The sequence below is a fragment of the Sphingobacterium sp. UBA2480 genome, assembly GCF_002341965.1.
Classification (GTDB): domain Bacteria; phylum Bacteroidota; class Bacteroidia; order Sphingobacteriales; family Sphingobacteriaceae; genus Sphingobacterium; species Sphingobacterium multivorum.
Genome location: NZ_DDPA01000005.1, coordinates 18502 through 41257, shown reverse-complemented (window position 1 = coordinate 41257; position 22756 = coordinate 18502). Strand labels below are relative to the sequence as shown.

The 22756-nt window shown below is 38.9% G+C and carries 22 protein-coding genes; 8 read left to right on the top strand and 14 right to left on the bottom strand.

Annotated features, from left to right (window positions below; genetic code table 11):
* Window positions 1-7: 7 nt before the first annotated feature.
* On the bottom strand, window positions 8-1234 hold the full coding sequence (locus B3600_RS10330; RefSeq protein WP_112374222.1) for an NlpC/P60 family protein: 1227 nt from the start codon (window positions 1232-1234) through the stop codon (window positions 8-10).
* 420 nt (window positions 1235-1654) lie between these two features.
* Between B3600_RS10330 and B3600_RS10325 the strand changes: the two genes are divergently transcribed.
* A complete protein-coding gene (locus B3600_RS10325) occupies window positions 1655-2686 on the top strand; it encodes a N(4)-(beta-N-acetylglucosaminyl)-L-asparaginase (RefSeq protein WP_070567228.1) in 1032 nt (343 codons plus the stop codon).
* Between the two features lie 151 nt (window positions 2687-2837).
* The gene (gene msrA / locus B3600_RS10320; RefSeq protein WP_286752872.1) at window positions 2838-3353 is read left to right on the top strand and encodes a peptide-methionine (S)-S-oxide reductase MsrA; all 516 of its coding nucleotides are present in this window, start codon (window positions 2838-2840) and stop codon (window positions 3351-3353) included.
* A 96-nt stretch (window positions 3354-3449) separates the two neighbouring features.
* Here the strand turns inward: msrA and B3600_RS10315 are convergent, their stop codons facing one another.
* The 5 genes from B3600_RS10315 to B3600_RS10295 all read right to left on the bottom strand — a co-directional run bounded on the left by B3600_RS10315 (window position 3450) and on the right by B3600_RS10295 (window position 9776).
* Complete coding sequence (locus tag B3600_RS10315) at window positions 3450-6185, bottom strand: DNA gyrase/topoisomerase IV subunit A (protein ID WP_286752871.1); 2736 nt, start codon at window positions 6183-6185, stop codon at window positions 3450-3452.
* A gap of 143 nt (window positions 6186-6328) precedes the next feature.
* The gene (locus B3600_RS10310; RefSeq protein WP_201639506.1) at window positions 6329-6877 is read right to left on the bottom strand and encodes a GNAT family N-acetyltransferase; all 549 of its coding nucleotides are present in this window, start codon (window positions 6875-6877) and stop codon (window positions 6329-6331) included.
* Window positions 6878-6903: 26 nt separating this feature from the next.
* Complete coding sequence (locus B3600_RS10305) at window positions 6904-7581, bottom strand: ATP-binding cassette domain-containing protein (protein ID WP_286752870.1); 678 nt, start codon at window positions 7579-7581, stop codon at window positions 6904-6906.
* The gene (locus B3600_RS10300; RefSeq protein WP_286752869.1) at window positions 7578-8492 is read right to left on the bottom strand and encodes a hypothetical protein; all 915 of its coding nucleotides are present in this window, start codon (window positions 8490-8492) and stop codon (window positions 7578-7580) included. The genes B3600_RS10305 and B3600_RS10300 overlap by 4 nt, the downstream gene beginning before the upstream one ends.
* Before the next feature lie 108 nt (window positions 8493-8600).
* Window positions 8601-9776 carry an MFS transporter gene (locus tag B3600_RS10295; RefSeq protein ID WP_286752868.1) on the bottom strand — a complete coding sequence of 392 codons (1176 nt, stop codon included), beginning with the start codon at window positions 9774-9776 and terminating at the stop codon, window positions 8601-8603.
* Window positions 9777-9997: 221 nt separating this feature from the next.
* Between B3600_RS10295 and B3600_RS10290 the strand changes: the two genes are divergently transcribed.
* Window positions 9998-10378, top strand: coding sequence for a VOC family protein (locus B3600_RS10290; RefSeq protein WP_112374217.1), 381 nt, complete (start codon window positions 9998-10000; stop codon window positions 10376-10378).
* Between the two features lie 25 nt (window positions 10379-10403).
* Here B3600_RS10290 and B3600_RS10285 read toward each other — a convergent pair whose 3' ends face one another.
* Window positions 10404-11153, bottom strand: a complete 750-nt coding sequence (locus tag B3600_RS10285; protein WP_070567214.1) for a TrmH family RNA methyltransferase — start codon at window positions 11151-11153, stop codon at window positions 10404-10406.
* An 8-nt stretch (window positions 11154-11161) separates the two neighbouring features.
* Here B3600_RS10285 and B3600_RS10280 point away from each other — a divergent pair, with 8 nt between their 5' ends.
* Window positions 11162-13513 (top strand): BamA/TamA family outer membrane protein, encoded by a 2352-nt coding sequence (locus tag B3600_RS10280; protein ID WP_145327573.1) that lies wholly within the window; start codon window positions 11162-11164, stop codon window positions 13511-13513.
* Between the two features lie 69 nt (window positions 13514-13582).
* Here the strand turns inward: B3600_RS10280 and B3600_RS10275 are convergent, their stop codons facing one another.
* Both B3600_RS10275 and B3600_RS10270 read right to left on the bottom strand, forming a co-directional pair.
* Complete coding sequence (locus tag B3600_RS10275; protein WP_070567618.1) at window positions 13583-14110, bottom strand: hypothetical protein; 528 nt, start codon at window positions 14108-14110, stop codon at window positions 13583-13585.
* Window positions 14111-14504: 394 nt separating this feature from the next.
* Window positions 14505-15383: a hypothetical protein gene (locus B3600_RS10270; RefSeq protein WP_201639503.1), complete on the bottom strand. Its 879-nt coding sequence runs from the start codon at window positions 15381-15383 to the stop codon at window positions 14505-14507.
* A gap of 74 nt (window positions 15384-15457) precedes the next feature.
* Here B3600_RS10270 and B3600_RS25575 point away from each other — a divergent pair, with 74 nt between their 5' ends.
* On the top strand, window positions 15458-15661 hold the full coding sequence (locus tag B3600_RS25575) for a WGR domain-containing protein (protein WP_083296024.1): 204 nt from the start codon (window positions 15458-15460) through the stop codon (window positions 15659-15661).
* Here the strand turns inward: B3600_RS25575 and B3600_RS10265 are convergent.
* From B3600_RS10265 to B3600_RS10255, 3 genes are all read right to left on the bottom strand, one after another.
* A complete protein-coding gene (locus tag B3600_RS10265; RefSeq protein ID WP_286752867.1) occupies window positions 15658-16212 on the bottom strand; it encodes a hypothetical protein in 555 nt (184 codons plus the stop codon). The genes B3600_RS25575 and B3600_RS10265 overlap by 4 nt on opposite strands.
* Before the next feature lie 10 nt (window positions 16213-16222).
* The gene (locus B3600_RS10260) at window positions 16223-17008 is read right to left on the bottom strand and encodes an esterase/lipase family protein (RefSeq protein WP_201639501.1); all 786 of its coding nucleotides are present in this window, start codon (window positions 17006-17008) and stop codon (window positions 16223-16225) included.
* A 142-nt stretch (window positions 17009-17150) separates the two neighbouring features.
* Complete coding sequence (locus tag B3600_RS10255) at window positions 17151-17354, bottom strand: hypothetical protein (RefSeq protein WP_286752866.1); 204 nt, start codon at window positions 17352-17354, stop codon at window positions 17151-17153.
* Window positions 17355-17559: 205 nt separating this feature from the next.
* On the opposite strand from B3600_RS10255, the gene B3600_RS10250 reads away from it, so the two are divergent.
* The 3 genes from B3600_RS10250 (at window position 17560) to B3600_RS10240 (ending at window position 21352) form a co-directional block, all read left to right on the top strand.
* On the top strand, window positions 17560-19740 hold the full coding sequence (locus tag B3600_RS10250; RefSeq protein WP_286752865.1) for a S41 family peptidase: 2181 nt from the start codon (window positions 17560-17562) through the stop codon (window positions 19738-19740).
* A 170-nt stretch (window positions 19741-19910) separates the two neighbouring features.
* Window positions 19911-20924, top strand: a complete 1014-nt coding sequence (locus B3600_RS10245; RefSeq protein WP_286752864.1) for a PDDEXK nuclease domain-containing protein — start codon at window positions 19911-19913, stop codon at window positions 20922-20924.
* A 167-nt stretch (window positions 20925-21091) separates the two neighbouring features.
* The gene (locus tag B3600_RS10240) at window positions 21092-21352 is read left to right on the top strand and encodes a hypothetical protein (RefSeq protein ID WP_070567197.1); all 261 of its coding nucleotides are present in this window, start codon (window positions 21092-21094) and stop codon (window positions 21350-21352) included.
* Window positions 21353-21527: 175 nt separating this feature from the next.
* On the opposite strand, the gene B3600_RS10235 is transcribed toward B3600_RS10240, so the two are convergent.
* The gene (locus B3600_RS10235) at window positions 21528-21941 is read right to left on the bottom strand and encodes a hypothetical protein (protein ID WP_070567195.1); all 414 of its coding nucleotides are present in this window, start codon (window positions 21939-21941) and stop codon (window positions 21528-21530) included.
* A gap of 67 nt (window positions 21942-22008) precedes the next feature.
* A complete protein-coding gene (locus B3600_RS10230; RefSeq protein ID WP_286752863.1) occupies window positions 22009-22647 on the bottom strand; it encodes a sprT domain-containing protein in 639 nt (212 codons plus the stop codon).
* Window positions 22648-22756 lie beyond the last annotated feature (109 nt).

The following is a 22756-nucleotide window of genomic DNA, read 5'->3' as shown; positions in this document are numbered from 1 at the left end:
GCTATGTTTATTTATTGTTGTAATAATTGTTTTCAACGACTTTCTGTATTGCGCTATCGTGAACTCCGAGGTAACGGCGTGCAGCAACCACAGTTCGGGTTTGAAAATCATCATAGTTAGCCGCATCTTTTAGCATGCTGTTGATCCGAACCAAGCCTGCAGCATGAATAAAGGTTCCATTGCCGATATAGAGTGCAACGTGTGTTACACGCGCATTAGGATTGCTATTTTTGCCTGCCGCAAAGAATAATAAGTCTGCCGGTTTCAGATTTTTAAGTGCTTTCTCAGGGTCGAAATGCCCTTCTTGATCTAAAATGTCGATTTTTTCACCTGCAAGTACTTGTTGCGATGCATCTCGCGGAATTACGAAGCCGTTCATAAAGAAACTTGTTTTAGTAAAACCGCTGCAATCTACGCCTTTTACTGATGTCCCACCCCATAAATAGGGTAGACCCAACATTGTTTTTGCACTGGCAATAATATTTTCCGCCGTAGGTTGGCGTGTTTCAAACCAATTTTTTAAGGTTAGACTTTCTGATTTTTTAATATAACCTAAACGTCCATCCGGATAGGCAATTTCATAAAAATTGCCTTTCTGTCCTTTCAATTGAAGGATGTCACCATAAACGAGATCAGATACCCGCTGGCTTTTTTCATTGGGTTCAGAATATGATTTTCCAAATTCAGCTGTATAAATCACTTTTTCCGCTTGTCGCCAATTGGCCAGCATGGTTTTGTCCATGGCTTCAATAGACGAACTAGGAACCCATGCGATATAGCCGTCGGGTGTACGGACACGGTAGTCACCGCTCTTTTTTTGCAGAAGGTCAACTTGCGTTCCTAATAAAACCTGGCTAGTCAGCTCGGCAGCATTATCTGGAAATGTGCGCATATTTGCGACGGAGAGTCTGATTACTCCAGTCGTTTTTTCGCCTACACTTGCATCGGGCAAGAGCTGTACTTGAATATTGGCTGATATATCTTTTGCCTTTTGCTCTAAAACGAATTTAGCATCTTTTTCAGTTGTTTCGAGCACATATTGGTTCTGTGCTATATCCGCTTTCTGGATGGCCACGATCTTGGTTCTTTTATCGGGAGCAAATTCACGTTTTACGTTTTCTTGCAACTCTTTGATCGTGAAATAAGTCGTGGAATCTAGCTGCTGCGCCTGACTGCTTTCAACCCCTATAAGGCTTGCATAAGCTAAAATAGCGAATTTAAGAGTGTTTTTCATGCGAATTAGTTTGTTTCTAAAGATAGGATTAATTCATAATATAAGTCAATTTTTATTGTCGATTTTTAAGTGATTTTGATGTTATGTTGCTAAAAAACGAATGTTTAGGTTTAATTTTAATTAAATCATCTATTTGCTAAAACCATTTTGTAATATTGCTTATTGATTGTGACGGCAACATTCTTCTTCCGTTTACGGCGAAGCTGTAAAAATGTAGCATAACATTTTACAGCGGATATTGACGAAGTAGGTTTGGGGGAGATCTGATGCAAGATAGTGTAATATGCTAGAAAAGAAAGTGATGCTCTTGTACAGTCAATGATGAAAATTTCTTGTATTCGGTAGACTGAAGGCAGTTTTAATGATTGTTTTTTGCCGGATTAATAAATAGCGATAGTTTTATAAAATAGTAATAAGGAAATGAGTTCAAGACGTGATTTTATTCGGCAAGGTTTGATTGCTGCGACGACAATGGGGACATTAACCGCATTTGATGCGAAAGGATTGACGATTGCAGCAAAAGGCAGTGTTAAAAAATACCCTATTGTAATTTCAACTTGGGACTTTGGGATCGCAGCAAATAAAGCCGCTTGGGAAATATTGTCCAAAGGAGGCAAGGCATTGGATGCGGTAGAACAAGGTGTGCGTGTACCCGAGGCTGATCTCAAGAATATGACAGTGGGTAAAGGTGGTTATCCCGATCGCGACGGTCACGTCACACTTGATGCTTGTATCATGGATGCGGATGGTAACTGCGGTGCTGTTGCCGGAATGGAAAAAATTGGACATCCAATATCTGTAGCACGGCTGGTTATGGAAAAAACACCCCATGTCATGCTAGTAGGCGAAGGCGCATTGCAATTTGCGTTAGAAAATGGTTTTAAGGAAGAAAATCTACTGACCCCGGAAGGTGAAAAGGCCTGGAAGGAATGGTTGAAAGAGAAAAAATACAAACCTGTAGCCAATATTGAAAACCAATCTTTTGCCGCAGAACGTTTGCCGGGAAATCAATACAACCACGATACGATCGGTATGTTGGCGTTGGATGCCAATGGAAATATTTCTGGAGCCTGCACCACGAGTGGTATGGCTTTCAAGATGCATGGTCGGGTAGGAGATAGCCCTATTATTGGAGCCGGACTTTATGTCGATAATGAAGTTGGGGGTGCTACTTCGACCGGAGTTGGTGAAGAAGTTATCCGAAATGTAGGTAGTTTTTTGGTAGTCGAATTGATGCGTCAGGGTTATTCTCCCGAAGATGCCTGTAAGGAAGCTGTTATGCGTATCGTTAAGAAGAAGCCTGCAATTGCAAAGGAAATCCAAGTTGGATTCTTAGCAATTAATAAAAAAGGGGAATATGGTGCCTATGCGCTACAACAAGGTTTTTCCTATGCGGTTTGTGACAGTAAACAACAAGATTTATTGATTAAAGGAAAGCACTACTATAAATAGTAAAAATAGGGGCTTACGGGTTCGAGGAGCGATGATAGCAAGGTATATCATTGCCGATTAATCATTATATTTGTCTAAACTTATAGCCGCAGCTGATGCATCGGCTATAGGTTTATAAAAGTAAGAGTAAAATACGCAAGGTTATAAAAGTATGAAAGCAACATTTGGAGGAGGATGTTTTTGGTGTACAGAAGTTATTTTCCAAAACACTGAAGGGGTAACATCGGTATTACCTGGTTATATGGGGGGACATGTAGATAAGCCGACTTATGAGCAGGTCTGTACGGGGACAACTGATCATGTTGAGGTTGTCGAGTTAGAATATGACGAAGAGCTGGTGAATTACGAAGATCTCTTGAAAATCTTCTTTAAGACCCATAACCCGACAACATTAAACCGTCAAGGTAACGATGTGGGTACGCAGTATCGATCAGTTGTTTTTTATCATAATGAAGAACAAGAGATCTTAGCGCAGAATTTTATCGATGAATTGGAAAATGAGGATGTTTACGAGGACCCTATTGTCACAGCAGTAGAACCAGCCGCGACATTCTGGTTGGCAGAGGATTATCATCATAATTATTTCAATGATCATCCTGAAAATCCATTTTGTTCAGTAGTCATTGCTCCAAAACTTCAAAAATTCCTAAAAGAATTTAAAGCTTAAAAAGACAATATTTTTAAAAAGACAATATTTAAGGTGTTGTATCCCAAAAAAAAGCTCGAATATTTATTCGAGCTTTTTTTGTGTATTTAATACGAGTTAGAACATTTCCATCTGTCCTTTATCATCGATTTGAATATCATTTGGATTGGTGATCTCCAATTTGATGTCGTCATTTTTTTCGGTTGACTCGACCTCTTTTTCGTTCACGGAACTGTCAACTTCTGTCGTCGTACTATCAACTGTTGGTTCTGTGGTATCAGTACTTGATTCGGCTGCCTTTTCTTTACTTTTTTGACTTAAATCTTCATCCGCTGTCAATAGTGTAACCGATTTTACGGTATGGAAAGATAGGCGGTTTCCTTGCGCTTTTATTCCCTTTACATCAATAATTTCAGTCAAAGGCTGATCAAGCGTTTCTTCGGTTTGGGATTTGCCTTTTAAAATCTCCAATTTGACCATCGGTTCAGCCGCATTACTCATCAGGATCAGCTTAGACCCCGCATCTTCATTAATAAAGGAAATGCGTTTTCCAATAGGCTGATCATCAAATTTAAAACGTTTGACAAAGTACGTTCCGCTCTTGCCGTCCTTATGCACGACTGTATAGATATGGTCTGGATAATATTTTTCGATCCGGATCATTTTCTCGTCGAAGTGGTTGCTTAGATCAAAGTTTGCTAATTCGTAGCTACCATCCGAAAGGACTACTAATATCTTGTCGTCGCCGTCAAACTCGCCAAGGTATTGTCCACGCTCATCTGCGTTTAGACGTTTCATGATGGTATCGTACCATATTTTTCGTCCTGCTAGTGTGGAGACTCCAGAGCTTTTAAAGCTGATTTTTTTGACAGGATATTTTGATACGATATTTCCTTGTGAAGCACGACCCTTGATTGCAATCTCGGCAAAGTCCATGTCAAAATTCAACTTACGCAATTTTGTGTGCGGTTTAAGCTGTATATTAACAATTTCCGCTTCACCATTTGGATTGGCTGTGAAATACAGTATTTTTGAGCCCTTGGATCCCTTGGACACATCATATTCTTTATCTCGCGTAACTCCTACTACCGAGAAACGTTTGATAAAACTGGTTCCAGTTTCACCTTCTTTATAGATGGCGTTATAGATTGTCCGTTCATCACCTTTTTTGAAAACAGCAACGTGGATAATTCCTTTTCCAACAAATACTTTATCCTGAATTTTACTGACAACATATTTGCCATCTTCTCGGAATACAATAATATCGTCGATATCCGAACAGTCGCATACAAACTCATCTTTCTTCATTCCCGAACCAATAAATCCTTCTTCGCGATTGACATATAGTTTGGTATTTGCTAGCGCAACTTGGGTCGCTTCTACTTTATCGAATACGCGCAGTTCGGTTTTACGCTCGCGGTCTTTACTATATTTTTCACGCAATTTCTCAAACCATGCAATGGCATATTCCGTCAATTGACGTAGATGACGCTTGACTTCTTTGATCTCATTTTCGAGTGTTTTCATCATTTCGTCCGCTTTTTTAACGTCGAAACGTGTAATGCTACTCATTGGTTTATCGATCAATTTTTTGTAATCTTCTGGACGTATCTCGCGGTAAAATTGATCGAAAAAAGGCTCAAATAAGCGATTCAGAACTTGCACAACAACCTCAAAGTCACCTGCATTTTCATAATCCGGATGCTTGTACATCCCCTCTTGAATAAATATTTTTAATAAACTACTGAAGAAGATTTTTTCTTGAAGATCGTTTAAACGAATCTCCAATTCTCGTTTCAATAAATTTTTGGTGTTTATTGTGTTTTCAGTCAGAATGTCGTTGACACTCATAAAGTGAGGTTTCTCATCCTTGATAACACAGGTGTTAGGAGAGATAGAGACTTCACAGGCGGTAAAGGCATATAATGCATCGATCGTTACATCGGGAGAAATTCCAGGAGCCAAATGTACAATGATCTCTACATTTCCCGCTGTATTGTCCTCGATTTTTTTGATCTTAATTTTTCCCTTATCGTTTGCGGTAACCACGCTTTCAATCAGACCGCCGGTTGTCGTTCCAAATGGAATTTCTGTAATTGCGAGCGTCTTTTTGTCGCGTTCTTCAATTTTTGCACGTACACGGATTTTACCACCACGTTGCCCCTCATTATAATTTGAAACGTCGGCCATACCACCCGTAGGGAAGTCTGGGAAGATATTCGGACGTTCACCGTGTAATACCTGAATTGATCCGTCAATTAGCTCAATGAAATTGTGGGGCATAATCTTGGTCGCTAAACCAACAGCAATCCCTTCGGCACCTTGAGCCAATAATAACGGGAATTTTACAGGAAGGGTGACAGGTTCGCGATTCCGTCCATCGTAACTTAATTGCCACTCAGTCGTTTCGGGATTGAAGACAACGTCATTTGCAAATTTGGATAATCTTCCCTCGATGTACCGTGGAGCAGCAGCAGAGTCACCCGTAATTGGGAAACCCCAGTTACCTTGACAGTCAATCAAGAGATCTTTTTGTCCCAATTGTACCATGGCATCACCGATAGAAGCATCACCATGTGGGTGATATTTCATCGTGTTACCAATGACGTTGGCAGCTTTATTATATCTTCCATCATCCATTTCCTTTAAGGAATGGAGGATACGACGTTGTACGGGTTTCAAACCGTCATTGATATGTGGTACGGCTCTGTCCAAGATAACATAGGATGCATAGTCCAAAAACCAGTTTTCGTATAGTCCTGATAAAGGTATCGTCTGACTTCCGCTCTCTGTTTTTCCTGATCCCAGTTCTTCTTGATTATCTTCCGTTGGGAAGTTCGTTTCGTCACTCATTTACTCAGCAATAGATTAAATTGTACAATACAGAAATGTTCGAAATAGTATTTTATTCGAACGTGTAAAAATACAAAACCATTTTGTTTTATCCCAGCGAAACTATGAAAAGTTAAAAAAATTAGTTTTTAAAACTAATATAATTAGCTTGTTTCGTTGTCAGTGGCCAAATCATACCAATAACAGGGAATATCCCATAGATCGAAATGAAATTCTTCAGTCACCTGAAATCCTACTTTTTCCAAGACATGTCTTGAACCCAGATTTCCCGTATGTGTGATGGCATGTACTTCAAAATGGATCAGCTGTTCTCTATAATATTGCATGCAGGCTTGTGCAGCTTCTGTCGCATAGCCTTTTCCCCAAGATTCCGTTCTGAAACGGTAACCAAGGTCTAAAAAACCGATACGTCCGTTCTCCAATTCATCAATATATTTAAATCCCGTCCAGCCTATCCATTGATTGCTTGATTTCTCAACGACCCCTAGACGGCCTATACCGTATTTTTCATATTGTTGTTGAATATGCGCGATGGCTTTTTTCATTTCTTCAATGGATTGAACAGGCTCCTTATTCAGAAAGGTATGAACCTCCGGCTGTGAATCCATCGCGAAAAAATAAGCGGCATCATCCATCTCTATTGGACGGATAATTAAACGTTCAGTTTCCAGTATAGGTAAGTGTTTTTCCATATTGTTTATCTCAAGTGTTAGGCATGCTAAAGCCACAATTTGTCGATATCTTTTTGTAGTATTTTGTCTTTCATTTCCTCCTCAAAGTCTCCGAACAGTTCTTTGTTAACAGATTTACTGATTCTGCCATTTTCGAGTACCAAGATTTCATCGCAGGTATCTTTTAGTGTGGAAAAGATATGCGACGAAATTAGGATCGTTTTACCCATTGCTTTTAAGCGTAATATAATCTCCGTAAGCATAATGCTGCTTTGTAGATCAATGCCATTAAAAGGTTCGTCAAGGATATAGTAATTATTGTCCTGAAGTAAAGTAGCTGTCAGGGCTAGTTTTTTTTTCATTCCCGTGGAATAGGCGCTCGCATACTCTTTTAAGGGCAACTCAAAAATATTTCTTTCACTTAGATTCTTGATTTGTTTACCACGTGCATCTGTCAGCAGATAAATATACTCTTCCCCTGTGAGCTTAGAAAGAAAATACGGATCGGAGGTCAGGTAACCTAAATTGTTTTTGAGCGGCGCCAAATCAGATTTTATACTTCCCGAGGCGGTTTCCAGTCCAGCAATACAACGAAACAGCGTTGTCTTTCCGGCGCCATTTTCACCGACGATACCGTATACTTTTCCGCTTTCAAAAGTGTAAGTAATCTCGTGGAGCACTTGATGCCGTCCAAAGGACTTGCTGATATTCGTAAGCTCGATCATAAGTGGTTTTTTAGATTGTTGATTGCTTTGATATAATAGAAGGGCAAGAGCGCGAGGATCAAGGGGTAAAAGCTAAAACAAAGTGCCAATGCAAAACCTTCGGGGAAATTGATCTCCCGTGGATAAGCGACGTATTTTAAGGTGATTGCAAAAGGAAGCAAAAGTAATATTCCGCCCAATACAATACAGACATTAAATAAATCCGATGGAAAGATTATAACATACAGAAAAAGAAGGGGCAGTACCAAGAGTAGACATTGTAAAATTCCTCTTTTAAACTTTCGCATCAGAAAGACTGTTGGTGTATAATGGTTATTCCAAAGGTAAAAAATAGGTTCCGGTAATTGATAATAGAAAACACAGGCGAGCGCAATGCAAACCACACAAAATAAAACAAGATTGGAATTGGCCACATAAAAGCCGATTCCGGCCAAGAGATACAATACAAGCAAGAGCAGGTAGCTCCGTCGGAATCCGATGATAAATTCAAAAGGTTTTTTTGCGAAAGGTGTCGGAATAGATTTTCCGAAAGCCTTAAATGTCAAAAATGCAAAGATAATAGCCAAAATAGCTAATAACACTGCATAGCCCCATTGGTTGTGGAGGAAAAGAATGATGAAGGACGGCAGCGTTAACAAGCCATTTTCCAATATTCTGATTTTGTGGAAATCGTATTTACTGTATGTATTTTTGAGAAAGTCATTTCTGTTTTTTTCTGTGAGCAGAAACAGTGCTTGGAAATTGCCAAGCAGTAGGGCATAACAACCAAAAAGCGGATATTGAACCAATGCATAATAAGCAAAATAACATAATCCAAACAACAGGAGAAAGGCGAGCCAAACCGGCAGTCCTGTAGCGCGAATATACCGATACAGTAAAGTATATTGAAGCTTTAAATAATTGCTAACCATGATACGATCAAAAGTAAAAAATCGAAGTTAAAAACAAGGGACTGTTCCCTTATTTTTATTTCGGCCTTGCAACGATCGATTGTTGGTCGTTTTGACGCTTGAATTTCTTTATTTTACGGCCCTGTGTCTTTTCTGCCAGCTCAGCATATAGGTCAGAGCAAGTAGCAAAACTACTGCATTGGCATACATAATGACTGGAATTCGTAGGATAACATCACTATAGTACAATCCAGCAAGCAGTGCGCCAAGTCCTATTCCGGCTTCAAGGGAGATATACATGGTTGCAACCGCCTTGCCGCGATGTTCGGGTAAACTAAGGTCAATCGTCCAGGCATTCACAGCAGGGGAGAGTATACCCGTGCCTACACCATAGATGCTTGCGCCGATCATCATGCCAATGAAACTATTTCCAATGCCAATAGCAACGAGTGCAATCGCGATAATAACTATTCCGACAACAATAACCTTAGGTCTTCCATAACGGTCCGAAACTTTGCCGGAAACAAAACGTATCAATACTGACGCAATGGTGAAGGCTAGGAAAAATAGCCCTTTATTTTTGAGTCCAAGGTATTCACTCCAGTCGGGAATTAGGGTTAAAATGACTCCATAAGCGGTGTAAGATAAAAACGTGACGATTCCCGCAGGTAGTGCACGCCATTCAATGATATCTTTTCGGTTTATTTTGAGCATGGAGAGATTGAATTTCTCTTTTTTCGCCAGTGTTTCCTTCATGTTAATGACGATAAGGATGGAGAGAAGTGCCATGAAAGAAGAGCAATAAAACATCACATTGATACCAAAGGCCTCGAAAATAGCGCTGCCAATTGCTGGGCCGACAGCTGTACCGACGCTAAAGGCCAATCCATGCATCCCAAGCGCCTCACCCCATCTTTTTTGTGGAACCAGATCGGCGACATAAGCAGAAGTTGAGGTAGGTTTAAAACCAGTGGAAAAACCATGTATCAATCGTAAGAATAGAAAGCCCGCGACTGATGTTAAAATGGGATAAAGAAAACCACAGATGAAACAGACAATGGATCCAATGGCCATGACTGGTACACGTCCCCAGCGATCGGTCAATTTACCACTAAAAGGCCGCGAAATTCCGGCAGTCAATGTAAACAGCGCTATGATCAACCCTTTGTATTCTGCTCCGCCCAAACTGCTCAGATAATTGGGTAGTTCGGGGATGATCATATTGAAGCTAGAAGAAAATAGGAGTGAGCTTAAGCAAAGTAAAATAAATTGAGGCGTATAGATGGATTTCTGTTCAGCTGGCATGGCGCTATTTTTATCGTGTGTGAGTATTCAAAAAAGAATAATGGATTGTGGCGATTATCCATCCTTCTAGGGAATGGAGCAAATGTACAGTTTTTGGAACGATTAAGCGGTTTCTTTTGGTGGAAAAATAATAGAATTCTTTATATAAGATAGAAAATACGAAGGCGAGGACGTTAGTGCCTAAAAAAAGATTATTTTTGGGAAGACCCTTTATTTAGAACATGCAAGAACTTAGAAATCCTGGTGTTTATTTTGAAATTCCGGTATCGGATTTGAATCGCGCAATCGCGTTTTATAGCCAGTTATTCAATTTTACCTTTGAACAGGAAGATTTTGACGATAACCACATGGCTTACTTTCCATTTCAAGAAACCTTATCTGGGATTACTGGCGCCCTGGCGAAAGGCGAAATTTATAAACCTACACGCGAGGGAGTACTCCTTTATTTACATGTAGAAAATATATCTACTACGTTGGAAAGGGCCATGAGCTTGGGTGGAAAAGAGCTATATCCCGCCACTTTTCATGCCGATCTGGGATTTGCTGTTGCGGAGATTGAAGATTCTGAAGGAAATAGGATCGGGCTACATCAAAAGTTATAAGCGGCAATTCAGATCATATAGCTTACTAGATCAACTGTTGCCGGACTATTTCGCTGCAGAAGATGGTCGTTGCAACGGCTACGTTGAGTGATTCGGCTTGGCCTATGCGCGGAATAGTGATAGCTTGATCGATCAACGCTATTATTTCATCACTGATGCCATTTCCCTCGTTCCCCATAACAATTAGCCCCTCATTAGCCCACACAGTCTGATAAATGGATTGACCATTAAGTAGGGCGCCATACACTTTTAATCCAGTAGCCGGAATAAAATCCGTTAAATCAGTATAGTGGATTTGCAGTCTAGCCAGTGAGCCCATGGTTGCTTGCACTACTTTAGGGTTGTAGGCGTCTACAGTTCCAATGGAACAGATAATATGTTCGATTCCAAACCACTCCGCCGTGCGGATAATTGTACCCAGATTGCCTGGATCCTGCACATCATCGAGTACAAGGCTAAACTTGTTTTTTAAATTACTTGGTACAATTTTCTGCTGTAAAGGAAGTTTGACCAAAGCGAGGATACCTTGTGGCGATTTCAGTGTACTAATCTTTTGGAATTCAGTATCCGTTAGTTCATAGGATTTTATATTATGCGAGATTTTACCCACTTTTGTGTTTGCGTCGCCCGTGTAGAAAATAGACTCAACCTCATAGCTTGATGAAATAAATTCCATCACGGATTTTATACCCTCAACGATAAACAGGCCGTGTTGTTTTCTATACTTTTTATTTTGTAGAGACGTTATTAGACTGATTTGCGCTTTTGACAACATTTTTATTGATGATTAAGTATCCTCGTTTTATCGGATTTGCAAGTATAACGCTTTTAGTGTTATTTTTTGCATCATGCCGTTCTTCAAAATATCTTGACGATGACCAAGCTCTGGTTACAAAAGTACAGATTTCTGGTGTCACCCCTGCATTGAAAGAATCATCCGAAACGTATATTTCCAATCAAATAAGACCTAATTCAAGGGTAAATCTATTTATTTACAATACGTTCAATACTAAAAACGGGCGTTATAAAACCAAGAAAATTCGGAATGTTGGCGAACCACCTCATTTGTTGGATTCGGCAATGGTCGATTTATCCGCCAATCAAATCCGACGCTTTCTATTTTCAAAAGGTTATTTTAAAGCGAAGGTCGAACCAACAATTTCAGTTTCCAAAAAGCGAGCACATATCGATTTTAAAGTGGATGAAGGTGTCCCATATCAAGTTAGAAATATAGATCGAAAATTTGAGGATGAAGATATTAAGGCAATATTTGAACGGGAGGTACTCCCCAAAACTGCTGTAAAATCCAATACCCAGTACGATGCCGCAAAGTTGCTCGATGAGCGGGAGAAACTTTATATTTCGATGCGTAACAATGGGTATTACGATTATGTAAGGCAATATATGCGTGCTGGGGTAGATTCAACGATCGATGGACCTTTGATCGATTTGAAAATTAATGTCGAAAATCCGTCTGACTCAACGATACATAAAAAGTATCAAATAGATAGTGTTTATATGACGATAAGGAATTATGGAACAATGTCGAAGAAGGAGCCTCGTCGTATAGTAGATTCTGCAAAACGTCTTTTATTTGTTGATGAAACAAATAGTTTCAGGTGGAAACCTTTGGAACGCTATATGTATCTACGCTCAGGTCAGTACTATTCCTTGCGGGAGGAAAATAAGTCATATGACCGATTGTATGAGATGAATGGTTTTCGTTCTGTCAAGATGCAGTTTGTCAAAAAAGATTCCAATAAACTCGATGTGCACTATGATTTCGTTCCAAGACCGCGGATGGGAAACCAGATAGAGGGCGAGTATACCTTTAGTTCGGGTATGAGCGGATTTAATATTGGAAATACATTCTCTCAACGTAATATCTTTGGTGGTTCGGAGCAATTGGAAGTGAAATTACGTTATGGTGTATTGTTTGATCCGCGCCTCGCAGGTGGGCTTTCCAGCAAAATATTCAATAACGATTTTCAAGCGGGCGTAAATTTGGTTATTCCTCGTCTGATGGTTCCCTTTCATATTAATCCAGGTGGAAAGTTTGGTTTGCCCAAAACGACCTACTCGATGACATTGCAGTTGTTCGATCAAGATAAAACCTATTCAAACCGCTATTTCATCACGTCGCTGAATTACTCATGGTATGAAACAGAAAATAAGTACCATAGTTTTACGCCTATTGTGTTGGAGTATCGGGATGGACGCTTGGATTCCAATTTTCGGAACAAGCTTGTACAGGAAGGTTATCAGCTGTATGTACGTAGCAACGACCGTCAGTATTTTGGTTTAGGGACACAATATACCTTTATCCTGAATGGTAAAAAATTGAATAGCAAGGAGGACTTTCAATATTTCAGAGGAACATTGGACGTGAGTGGAAACGTATTGGATCTTATTAGCTCCTTGGCAAAATTGCCTAAGAATGCCGATGGTGAGAAAAAAATATTCGGTGTGCCCTTTCTTCAATACGCCAAGACAGAATTCGATTATCGTTTATACCGAAATCTCGGTGGAAATAGGCAGTTTGTTTTCCGTTTTAATCCGGGGATAGCGATTCCTTATGGTAATAACTCTAAACTGTTGATTTTTGAAAAGAGCTTTTATAGCGGTGGGATGAATGGCATACGCGCATGGCAGGCACGTACCTTGGGGCCAGGTGCCTATAACCGGCAGAGTCTTAGTGAGGATTTGCGTTTAAACCTGCGTAATTTGGATCAACTGGGGGAGATTAAACTGGAAGCAAATGCCGAATATCGATTCAGGTTACTCAATAACTTCCTGGGCGCAAAGATGAATGGAGCAACATTTTTGGATATGGGAAATGTTTGGCGACTGAAGAAGGATGAAGAACTAAATCCGGGGGGGGAGTTTAAATTCAATAAATTTCTTGGGCAGGTCGCCATTGGTACCGGCTTCGGACTTCGTTTCGATTCGGACTATTTTGTCATTCGCTTAGATGCCGGGCTTAAACTAAAAGATCCGCAATTCTCAGGTGCTGATCAATGGGTTATCAAGCATTTCTTTGATTCCAAAGAATTTAAGGCCCAATATTATGAAACCCATAGGCCCGACAGGTACAATTTTATTCAATACAATTTTGGAATCGGTATGCCGTTCTAATGTCTAACTGTTTCGTTATGATTTACGTTGATCCCACCAGTTGATGGGACATTCAGACAAACCGCTTTGTTAACCGATGAGATTTTTGAGACTTGAAAATATTGATTCAAAAATTTTACTCAAATCCAAACCTTGGGAATGGTTGAATAAAAAGAAAACTATAGCCAGCGCGATGGCCGTCATAATCACTTTTTTAAACATGTAAGCTATTCCTAACACAATGGCCGGGATAATCAAAAACATCAATCCGCTAATGGCAAAAGGAGAGAGTCCGCTATCGCTCTTATAGATATAGAATAAACGTCCCTTGGAAGTTTGTTGATTCTTATGGCTAAAGAAAACAAAGGTTGATGACTCAATTTTCTGATTAGGGACAGCAACACCCTCATGAAATTGTAGTGGTTGCGAGAAACCATTGATGGTAAATAGGTAATTGCCATTAATGGTCTCATTGGTGTTTCCCAATGAATCCAATGCAACTACAGCCAGTTTTCCATTTTTGGAAAGGTTTTCTTTTACGATAAAGTTTTGGATATTTTGTTCTTGAGCAGCTGCCCAAAAAGGTATCAGTAACAGAAAAAATATAATCTTTTTCATCGTTTTATTTTTATTCAATTCGCGTTTTCCCTTTTTAGGGTCTATTTGCATAGCGCTAATATCATTTGGAGGATTGATAGCATCAATACATCAAATCCGATTTCCTTGAAATGAGACTGCAATTTTAGGGATTTTAATTTTCTTTTGAAAATCTTTAACTATGCGAATGTTGAAACCTTTGTAAATACGTTCTTGAGCCTTTCATCATTCCTCAAAAAAAGGTGCTGTCAAAATCCTGAGTAGGAGTGCAAAAGATATTTAGCTCATTTGTGTTTGACCTGCGGTATGATATTTCAGGATGTTTTGTTAGTTCATTTATAATTAAATCGATAATATTTGATCCATCGTAATTTTGGATTATTCACTTGTAAAATAGGTAAATTTTCGAAAAAAATTAGTTCTTTGAAAGTTCTTGGATCAATTGCAATTTCACTGCGTCATTTAAAATACCTTTTGGATCATCAATAACTATTTTGCCAAAAATGTCTTTTTTCATGGATGCACTATTTCCATTGTTGTCGCTAGCTTCATAATTTCCAAATATATCTTTTCGAACGGAAACACGATTTCCCCTGTTATCTTCAATTGTTTTACCACCTAGAATATCAGTTCTCACTGTGGTACGTTGACCATTGCTATTTTCGATAGTGAGATTATCAAGAATATCTTTTGTTATCCGGCTTGAATTACCTTTGTTATCTCGAATCTCCATATTGCCGAAAATATCTTTAGATATCGTTGAGCTATTGCCTTGATTATCTCGGATGTCGAGACCTCCAAAAATATTTTTTGATACAGTTTTTACATTTCCTTTTTCATCACGTATTTCTAAATTGCCGTGTATATTTTTAAAAACTGTGGACGGACTTCTGTCTAGATTAGGAAGATCGAAATCGCCGCTACTGTTTTTTCTGACAGTAGTTTCACCTCCATCCTCATCTTTTACGACAATATTTCCTGAAAAGTCTTCTTTTATAGTCAGTTTAATACCACTCTTATTTACGGTTGTATATTCACCCAGGCTACCTCGTCTAAATTTAATGGTATTTCTCCACATATCTGAAAGAATAACTTCTCCCCAGCTATCGGTTTCTATTTTTATGGATTTTTTATCTAAGCCTTCTGAAATAGCCATTTTAATCATGTACTTTTTCATATTGTCAGAAGGGGGATCGGACCATATTCGGGTATACTCTTCCACTGTTGAAATTTTGGCTTCTGAAGTTAATGTAACTAATAGCAGTGAAAAACTGAATAAGAAATATATACGCATGATCTGTCTGTGATTTAATGTCAATATACGTTTTTTTGCGCTACTTTCATTATATTTAAACAGTAAGCGAATTAATTGATGTCAACTACGGACGAAACGGAACGGCTGGGCAAAGTAAAACCTTTGATTCTGAGGAAGCCCGTCTAAAGGATGCTGAAAAACTAATTGCGGAGAAGACTAAAAAAGGCTATTCTGAGAATGGTGCTGTAGATGCAGATAGCAAGGAAAGAGGATCCGCTGTTCGACAGTCAACGGCTGCCAGCCAGTTATTGAATTAGTCTAAGATCTCCTCGTATGTCAATGTGTTTTTACTCTTTGATACACGAATAGTTATAAATGTCGGAACGATACCTTTGCCATTCGGACGGTACATGGAATAAATATAGGAATTTTTGTCGTGATAATTAGCCCGTAGCGTGTCACCTTCATATCTGTCTACCGCAGTGGTATGAACTTCTATTCTTTCATCCATTTTGTCACTCCAGCTTCGTTGATCAATAAAAGATTGTTTGTCTTTTTCGGAGATAGATAGTTCAAATTGATGTGTGTAATCTCTTAAGCCGCCACTTTGATTGGAAATAATTTTAAAATCATCTTTTAGCGTGATATGGTGTTCGCTGAGTAGTTTTCTTGCATCAGATTTAGAGAATAATAGATCATCAAATAGCAAGTATAGCGTGAATATAAGAAAAGCCAAGATTAAAATAATCGAGACGATAGTTCCCAACTTTTTACGGCCAGACTTTTTTAGGATCCAGTACGTTAAATAGATGAATAGGCCAGGGATGCCAAACCATATCAAAAAAATCAGCGCGTATAGTGTATACATTTGTTAATCGTTATAATCCTAAAGCTCCTAATCCACGAATAATGTCTAAATAGATTTGCGGTATATCCACATCCCCAATATTTTTACGGATGACATCAGTAATACCAGCATGTGAGATACCCTGAGAAGCATGAATATGTTTAAAGTTTGCTCCCCAGACTGCACTTTCTAATGGGACCATCCCATCATTTTCACCTACCAGTCGCCTCAGGTATTTAAAACTCAAAGCATAGAACAAATCATCTTGTGGCTTAGTCATTGTCGAAGCAAAGCTCTGATAAAATACATTGTCCATATTGGGGTTGAGCTGGTTGAAAACACGCATTTCTTTTACACTGAGATCTCGAATTAGTTCGATTGGTGCGGGAGATTGCCCTCCAAATAAGAAAGAAAGACGTTGGATCAGTTTTTTTGTAACAGAATCTCTGGATAGATGTTTTTCCATTAGATAGTCTGCTATTGGTGTTCCTAAGTGTGGTGTGGATATTGTGCTTAAGGAGGCTACCATTTGATGTCCCTTTAGCGTTGAAATAAAATAGCGGGCGTCGATCCCTCCTTTAGAATGCGCGATGAGATTAAATTTAGTGGCACCTGTTTTTTCTGCAAGATCTGACAGATTTCTTTTCAGCATCTGTGCATTGTTAGCCACGCTGCCCCAACCATCGGTCTTGCCATAAAAAAATGAGATATTGTTTTTTTTGAAAGTCTTGGGGATCCTGCCCCAAAATAAACTGTTATCCCCAGCAGCCGTGCCGTGGATCAATATGATGGGATATCTTAATGTAAAGGCAGTCATTGAGTTTTTTTATACATCTTCATCCATCCAATAGGTTTTGCAAATCAGCTTTATCTTGCTATTTTTTGATCTGGATTGATTATATGAACAGGTTCTATAATTAAGCTATTCGACTCATTTTCATTAAAGGGCTAGTCTATTGTCAGGTCCGCCAATAAGTCCGGTCGACATATTCGAGCAAATCTACCAGTCCCTGAGGGATTGCCGGAAATGCTTCCTGGAGTTTCGCTAGATCTGTTTTGCTTGCACCATGTTTAATGTGCTCAAAATGATCCCAGGTTTCTTTGCTATCATTGTTATTGTATGCTTTCTTTAAACCAGATAAATAATTGTCAGCTATTTTCATTTGCTTTTCTTCTTGTCAGTGAAGTTAGTCAAACTTGATGATAGATTAAAAGTAAATTGTCGTGTATCTCTTTTTCTGTTGATTTTTATAACGAACCTAAAATTTTAAAATATCGGAAGAAAAGTAGATAAAGATTGTTGTATAAAAGTTAGAAAGTTTTTGTTAATAATTCATTAAATGGTTAATTTAATGGAAATTTTCAATTATGAAATCTAATAGCCTATTTTTTTTTCTTGTTGTTTTTCTAATAACGATATCTACTTTTGTTTTTAGTCAACAAAATTTTAACTTTTCATTTGAACAACCGATTACAAATCCCTGGTTCAATATCGGTGATACGACGATTTTTAAAAGTCGTATAGATCACGATACGTATTATAGTACAAAAGGAGCGCTTCGGATTGAAAGTATAAAAAAGAACAGCGCTTTCGGAGGGATTATGATGTGGTTACCATCAAATTTAAAGGGGGATTCCATTGAAGTGTCTGCGATGATCAAGCGTGAGAATATCATCGCAGGGTCTTATGCGTCGATGATGCTAAGGATCGATCCCAAAGTCTTTTTCGACAATATGGCTAACCGCCAAATGAATGGGACAAAAAACTGGGAAAATATTAAGCTGAAAACTAAATTGGTGCCAAACCAGACCGAAGGGATATCCATTGCATTTTTTCTTTCTGGGGAAGGTAAGATGTGGGTTGATGATGTGCTCATTACTGTAGATGGTAAGGATATTACCAAAGAAGTAGGAATGTTTGTGCCATTTGCCAAGGGGATCAGTGAACCTGCAAGTTCGGGGATTTCTGATTTTAATACTACGCCCGAGATTGATCAACGCTTAGTGGATTTAGGGAGAATATGGGGTTTCCTGAAATATAGACATCCCGCTGTGGCGCAAGGAAAATATGATTGGGATCAGCAGTTGTTTAAGTCCATTGACGCTATTATTAGAGCAAAGGATAATAAATCTGTTGAGGCTCATTATGCGATGCTCTTAGACAGTCTCGGTGCCACGGCCAACTATGCCAAGCCACAGCTTGAAAATGTGGTTCATGAAGTAGATTATAGCTGGATTGATGGTCTCTCTTTTAACAATGATATCAAGAATAAATTAAGACGTATTCGCTACAGTAATTTTGATCAACATCATTATTTTGGTTTTGCTGGAGGTGCTGGCAATGTTCTTTTCAAGAATGAAAAAAAATATGAAAATGTATTTTCTGCAGATGCGGGGTTTCGTTTATTGGCGCTCTTTCGCTTTTGGAATATGATCGAATATTTTTCCCCCTATAAACATCTGACGGATCCGAAATGGGATGCTGTTTTAAAGACCGCTGTGCCCGAAATGATCCTGAGTCGGGATGATCGTTCTTATGGCCTTTCACTTCTCAAGATGGTATCCCAGGTAAAAGATGCACATACCGGACTCTGGAGCATGCCCAAAGGACTGATAAATTATTATGGCAAGTACCGTATGCCGGTAGAGATCCGAATGATAGAAGGAAAAGCTGTGGTAACTAAAGTTTTTGATAGTGAGAAATCCGGAGATAAACTTAGCATAGGAGATGTGCTCATCAGTAAGGAACATAAAAAGATTGAAGAAATCAGAGATTCGCTTTGGGCTTATATGAGTACACCGGATGAAGCTGTGGCCAACCGTGATCTGGCGCGAAAGCTTGTGACAAGCAATAGCGAGATTGTGCCCTGTGAGTTAGTGCGTGATGGCCGGCCGATTAAAGTAGATATTGCTGCGATACCCTCTAGCCAAATTAAACCTGCTTCAAGAGATACCGTGCCTTTTAAGATGCTGGACAATAATATTTTGTATATCAATCACAGTTTACTGCGTGCTAAGATGATCACAGAAAATATGGCAAACTGGAGCAAGGTAAAAGGTATTGTGATTGATGACCGCAATTATCCCGGTGATTTTTTAGTATTCAAGCTTACACCCTTGTTGTTGACCAAGCCTACTGATTTCGTTCGTTTTAGCAGTACGAGCCTTCAATATCCCGGCACTTTTGTAATGAGCAGCCCATTACAAGTTGGGGAGAATACCAATGATTGCTATCAGGGGAAAGTGGCTATTCTGGTCAATGAAGATACCCAGAGTTCTGCGGAATATCATGTGATGGCTTATCAGGCAGCTTCCAATGTCAAGGTTTTCGGATCACCGACAGCGGGTGCTGATGGCAATGTCAGTTCCATAGAGTTACCGGGCAATCAGCGGACAATGCTTTCTGGATTAGGGATTTATTATCCAGATCAACGTGAAACCCAGCGGGTAGGTATTAAAATTGATGAGATTGTCAAACCGAGTATCAAGGGGATTCGCGAAGGTAGGGATGAGGTAATGGAAAAAGCATTGGAGTATCTAAGTCAATAGATTAGGCCTTCCATAGGATGGTTGTTATTGAGGTATTATACATTTAAAGTCAGACATGCTAAAGGAAATTATTTTTTAATTTATTTACTAAAATATTTAGTATTACAGTTGTTTTTTAGCTATCTTTGTATTGTTCACTTACAGAAGTAATACCAAGAAAATAAACAATTATGTTGTCCGATCAAACTTTAGTATCCGATATAAAGGCAATTATTGCGCAGTCCAAAGATAATGCGATTCGTGCTGTCGATCATCAGCGCACATTGATGTACTGGCATATTGGCCAACGTATTTTTGAACAGGAGCAGGAAGGTAAGGATAGAGCGGATTATGGGAAATACATCATAAAATATCTTTCAGCAGAATTACAGCCTGAGTTTGGTAGTGGTTTTTCATCTAGACAGCTAAATTGGTACCGCCAATTTTATCGCACATTTCCAATTGTGTCTACACTGTGGACGCAATTGAGTTGGAGCCAATATAAGCTGCTTTTAAGTCTTAATAGTGAGGAACAGCGGGAGTTTTATATTGCCGAAACCATAAAGAATAATTGGACAGTCAGACAGCTTGAGCGGCAGATCAATACTAATCTATACGAACGCCTGTTGCTTAGCAACGATAAGGAAAGTGTACTGGCTGTAGCAAAAAAGGAAAAGATGCCTTCTGATGCGAAGGAGATTATCAAAGATCCAATGGTACTGGAATTTTTGGGTTTGAAACGCGAAAGCGCTTACTATGAGAAAGATCTTGAGGGAGCCATTATTGCCCATCTTCAAGAGTTCTTACTCGAATTAGGAAATGGCTTCTCATTCGTCGCTAGACAAAAACGGATCCATATCGAGGGCGATGAATTTTTCGTTGACCTGGTCTTTTACAACCGTCTGCTGCAAAGTTTTGTGATCATTGAAATTAAAACCCATAAATTAACGCATCAGGACATCGGTCAATTGCAGATGTATGTCAATTACTATGATCGTATAGAAAAGCTTCCGCATGAACATCCAACGGTTGGCATTTTACTTTGTGCGAGCAAAAACGATGCAGTCGTCAAATTTACCCTTCCTGAAGACCAAAAGCAGATTGTTGCCAGTCAATATGAGCTTTATCTACCAACAGAGCAACAGTTGCTGGATGAGGTAAATAAAGAGTTGAGTAGTTTTGTGGGTAAAAGTGACGCCGAGTAGATCTTTCAAGTGTTTATATAGCGCTATTTAAGGAAATTTTAAATGCGCTAAACTGAGGTAAACTATAAGTATTGGGAGATGAAATGACTGTGTTTCCGCTTTTTTCATTTTTATTTTTCTAACATAGATTATTTTGTACATTTGTATCGAATAAAATCGAAATTGAAATGGCAGAAACTGTACAACCAAGAGGTCCAAAGACAACTGATAATAATGCGAACCAAACTCATTACTACAAAACATTGGTAGTAGCGATCGCTTTAGGTTTAATAGGTACATTTATCCGTTTTGTACCGGATGTATGTACGGCATTGGGCCAACAAACTTTTTTGTTTTCCGCAATAGCTAACATCGCTATGATCGTAGGTGCACTTATCGCATTCAAAACCGTTTTCGGAATTTTGGGATTTGGAAAAAACCGTGACTAATTAAAAGTCAACTAAGATATTTGAAAGCCCCAGTTTACTGGGGCTTTTTTATTTTAATCCTTTTTTTAAACTCAAGTTCATTGTTGACGATACCGTTCCGTTATGCTTTCATGATCCACAAGGCACAAAAAAGGCCTCACGATCGTGAGGCCTTCTTTTGTATGATTATCGCAGACTACGCGAAAAGAGACCAAGTAGACCAAGGAATACGTGAAAGAATCAAAATCAAACCGATGATATAGAAAATAACAACCGTTTGGTTTGCTTTTTTTGCATTTTCAATCTTTTTAGCTTTAGAGTAACCGATGGTGATCAATACAATAGCAATGATCATGGTTAAAGGGTGTTCGATGATTTTAAAACGTAATGTCGGATCTTTCATTACGGCGCCAGAGATCATCGATGGATACTTTAAATAAAAGAATAAGATCAATCCCACCAATAATTGAATATGCGATGCAATGAAACCCAATAAAGCAATTTTACGGTTGTACGGTTTGTTGCCTAAATAGTTTGATAGGGTGATCACGATCGATATCACCAGGGCTAGCAATAATACAATTGCTATAGTCGAGTGTAAGTGTAACATAAAAGCTCTCTTTATTTATTTCCTAAGTTAGCAAAGATAAAAATATAATGAATGTATTTATCAAAAATCATTGTTCGAGCAGAAATACCTCCGCTATTGGATTAAATAAGTACATGCGTTTGCTACTCAATTCCATGCACTTATAGCGTTTTCTTATTTTTTCAATACGTTGAAATGAGCGACCATTTTGCAACCTAAAGAAATGACCATCCTCTAGGGATTCCACCGTAAGGGCACTGGTTTTGACGGTATCGTATGATTTTAAGGTTCGAAACAGGTGAAGGTCCGTGCAGCTCGAAGCCGCAGGATTTTCCATATAACGATGAATAGCACTGCTGATATCGGTAGGAAAAATATTCAATTTAAGGAAGGGTTCCATCAGTTCCTTGAAATTATTTTTCCACTCTGTACCATGTGGCTTGACACGATGCTGATGTTTATTCCATGTTTGTAAATGCGCAAATTCATGGATCGTCGTAATCAAAAATGAATAGGAATTTAAGTCATGGTTGACTGAGATGCGGTGCGGGCTTCCTCTAAACGGCGCACGGTAATCTCCTAGCTTGGTACTCCTTGACCGAGAGATCTTAAATAAACAGCGGGTATGATTAATCCAGTTGGATATAATCGGCGCTGCTTGTTCGGGCATGTATTTTTTGAGCGTAGCACTATAATCTTGCATGCCATAAAAATAGGATTTATTCATGTCAATAGTGCTGAATGAGAACATTCTTTTGTCAAAAAAAGAATGTTGTTGCTAAAAATAATAGTTTTATTTTCCGTTTTTGCTTGGATAATTGATATTATTTTTAGTA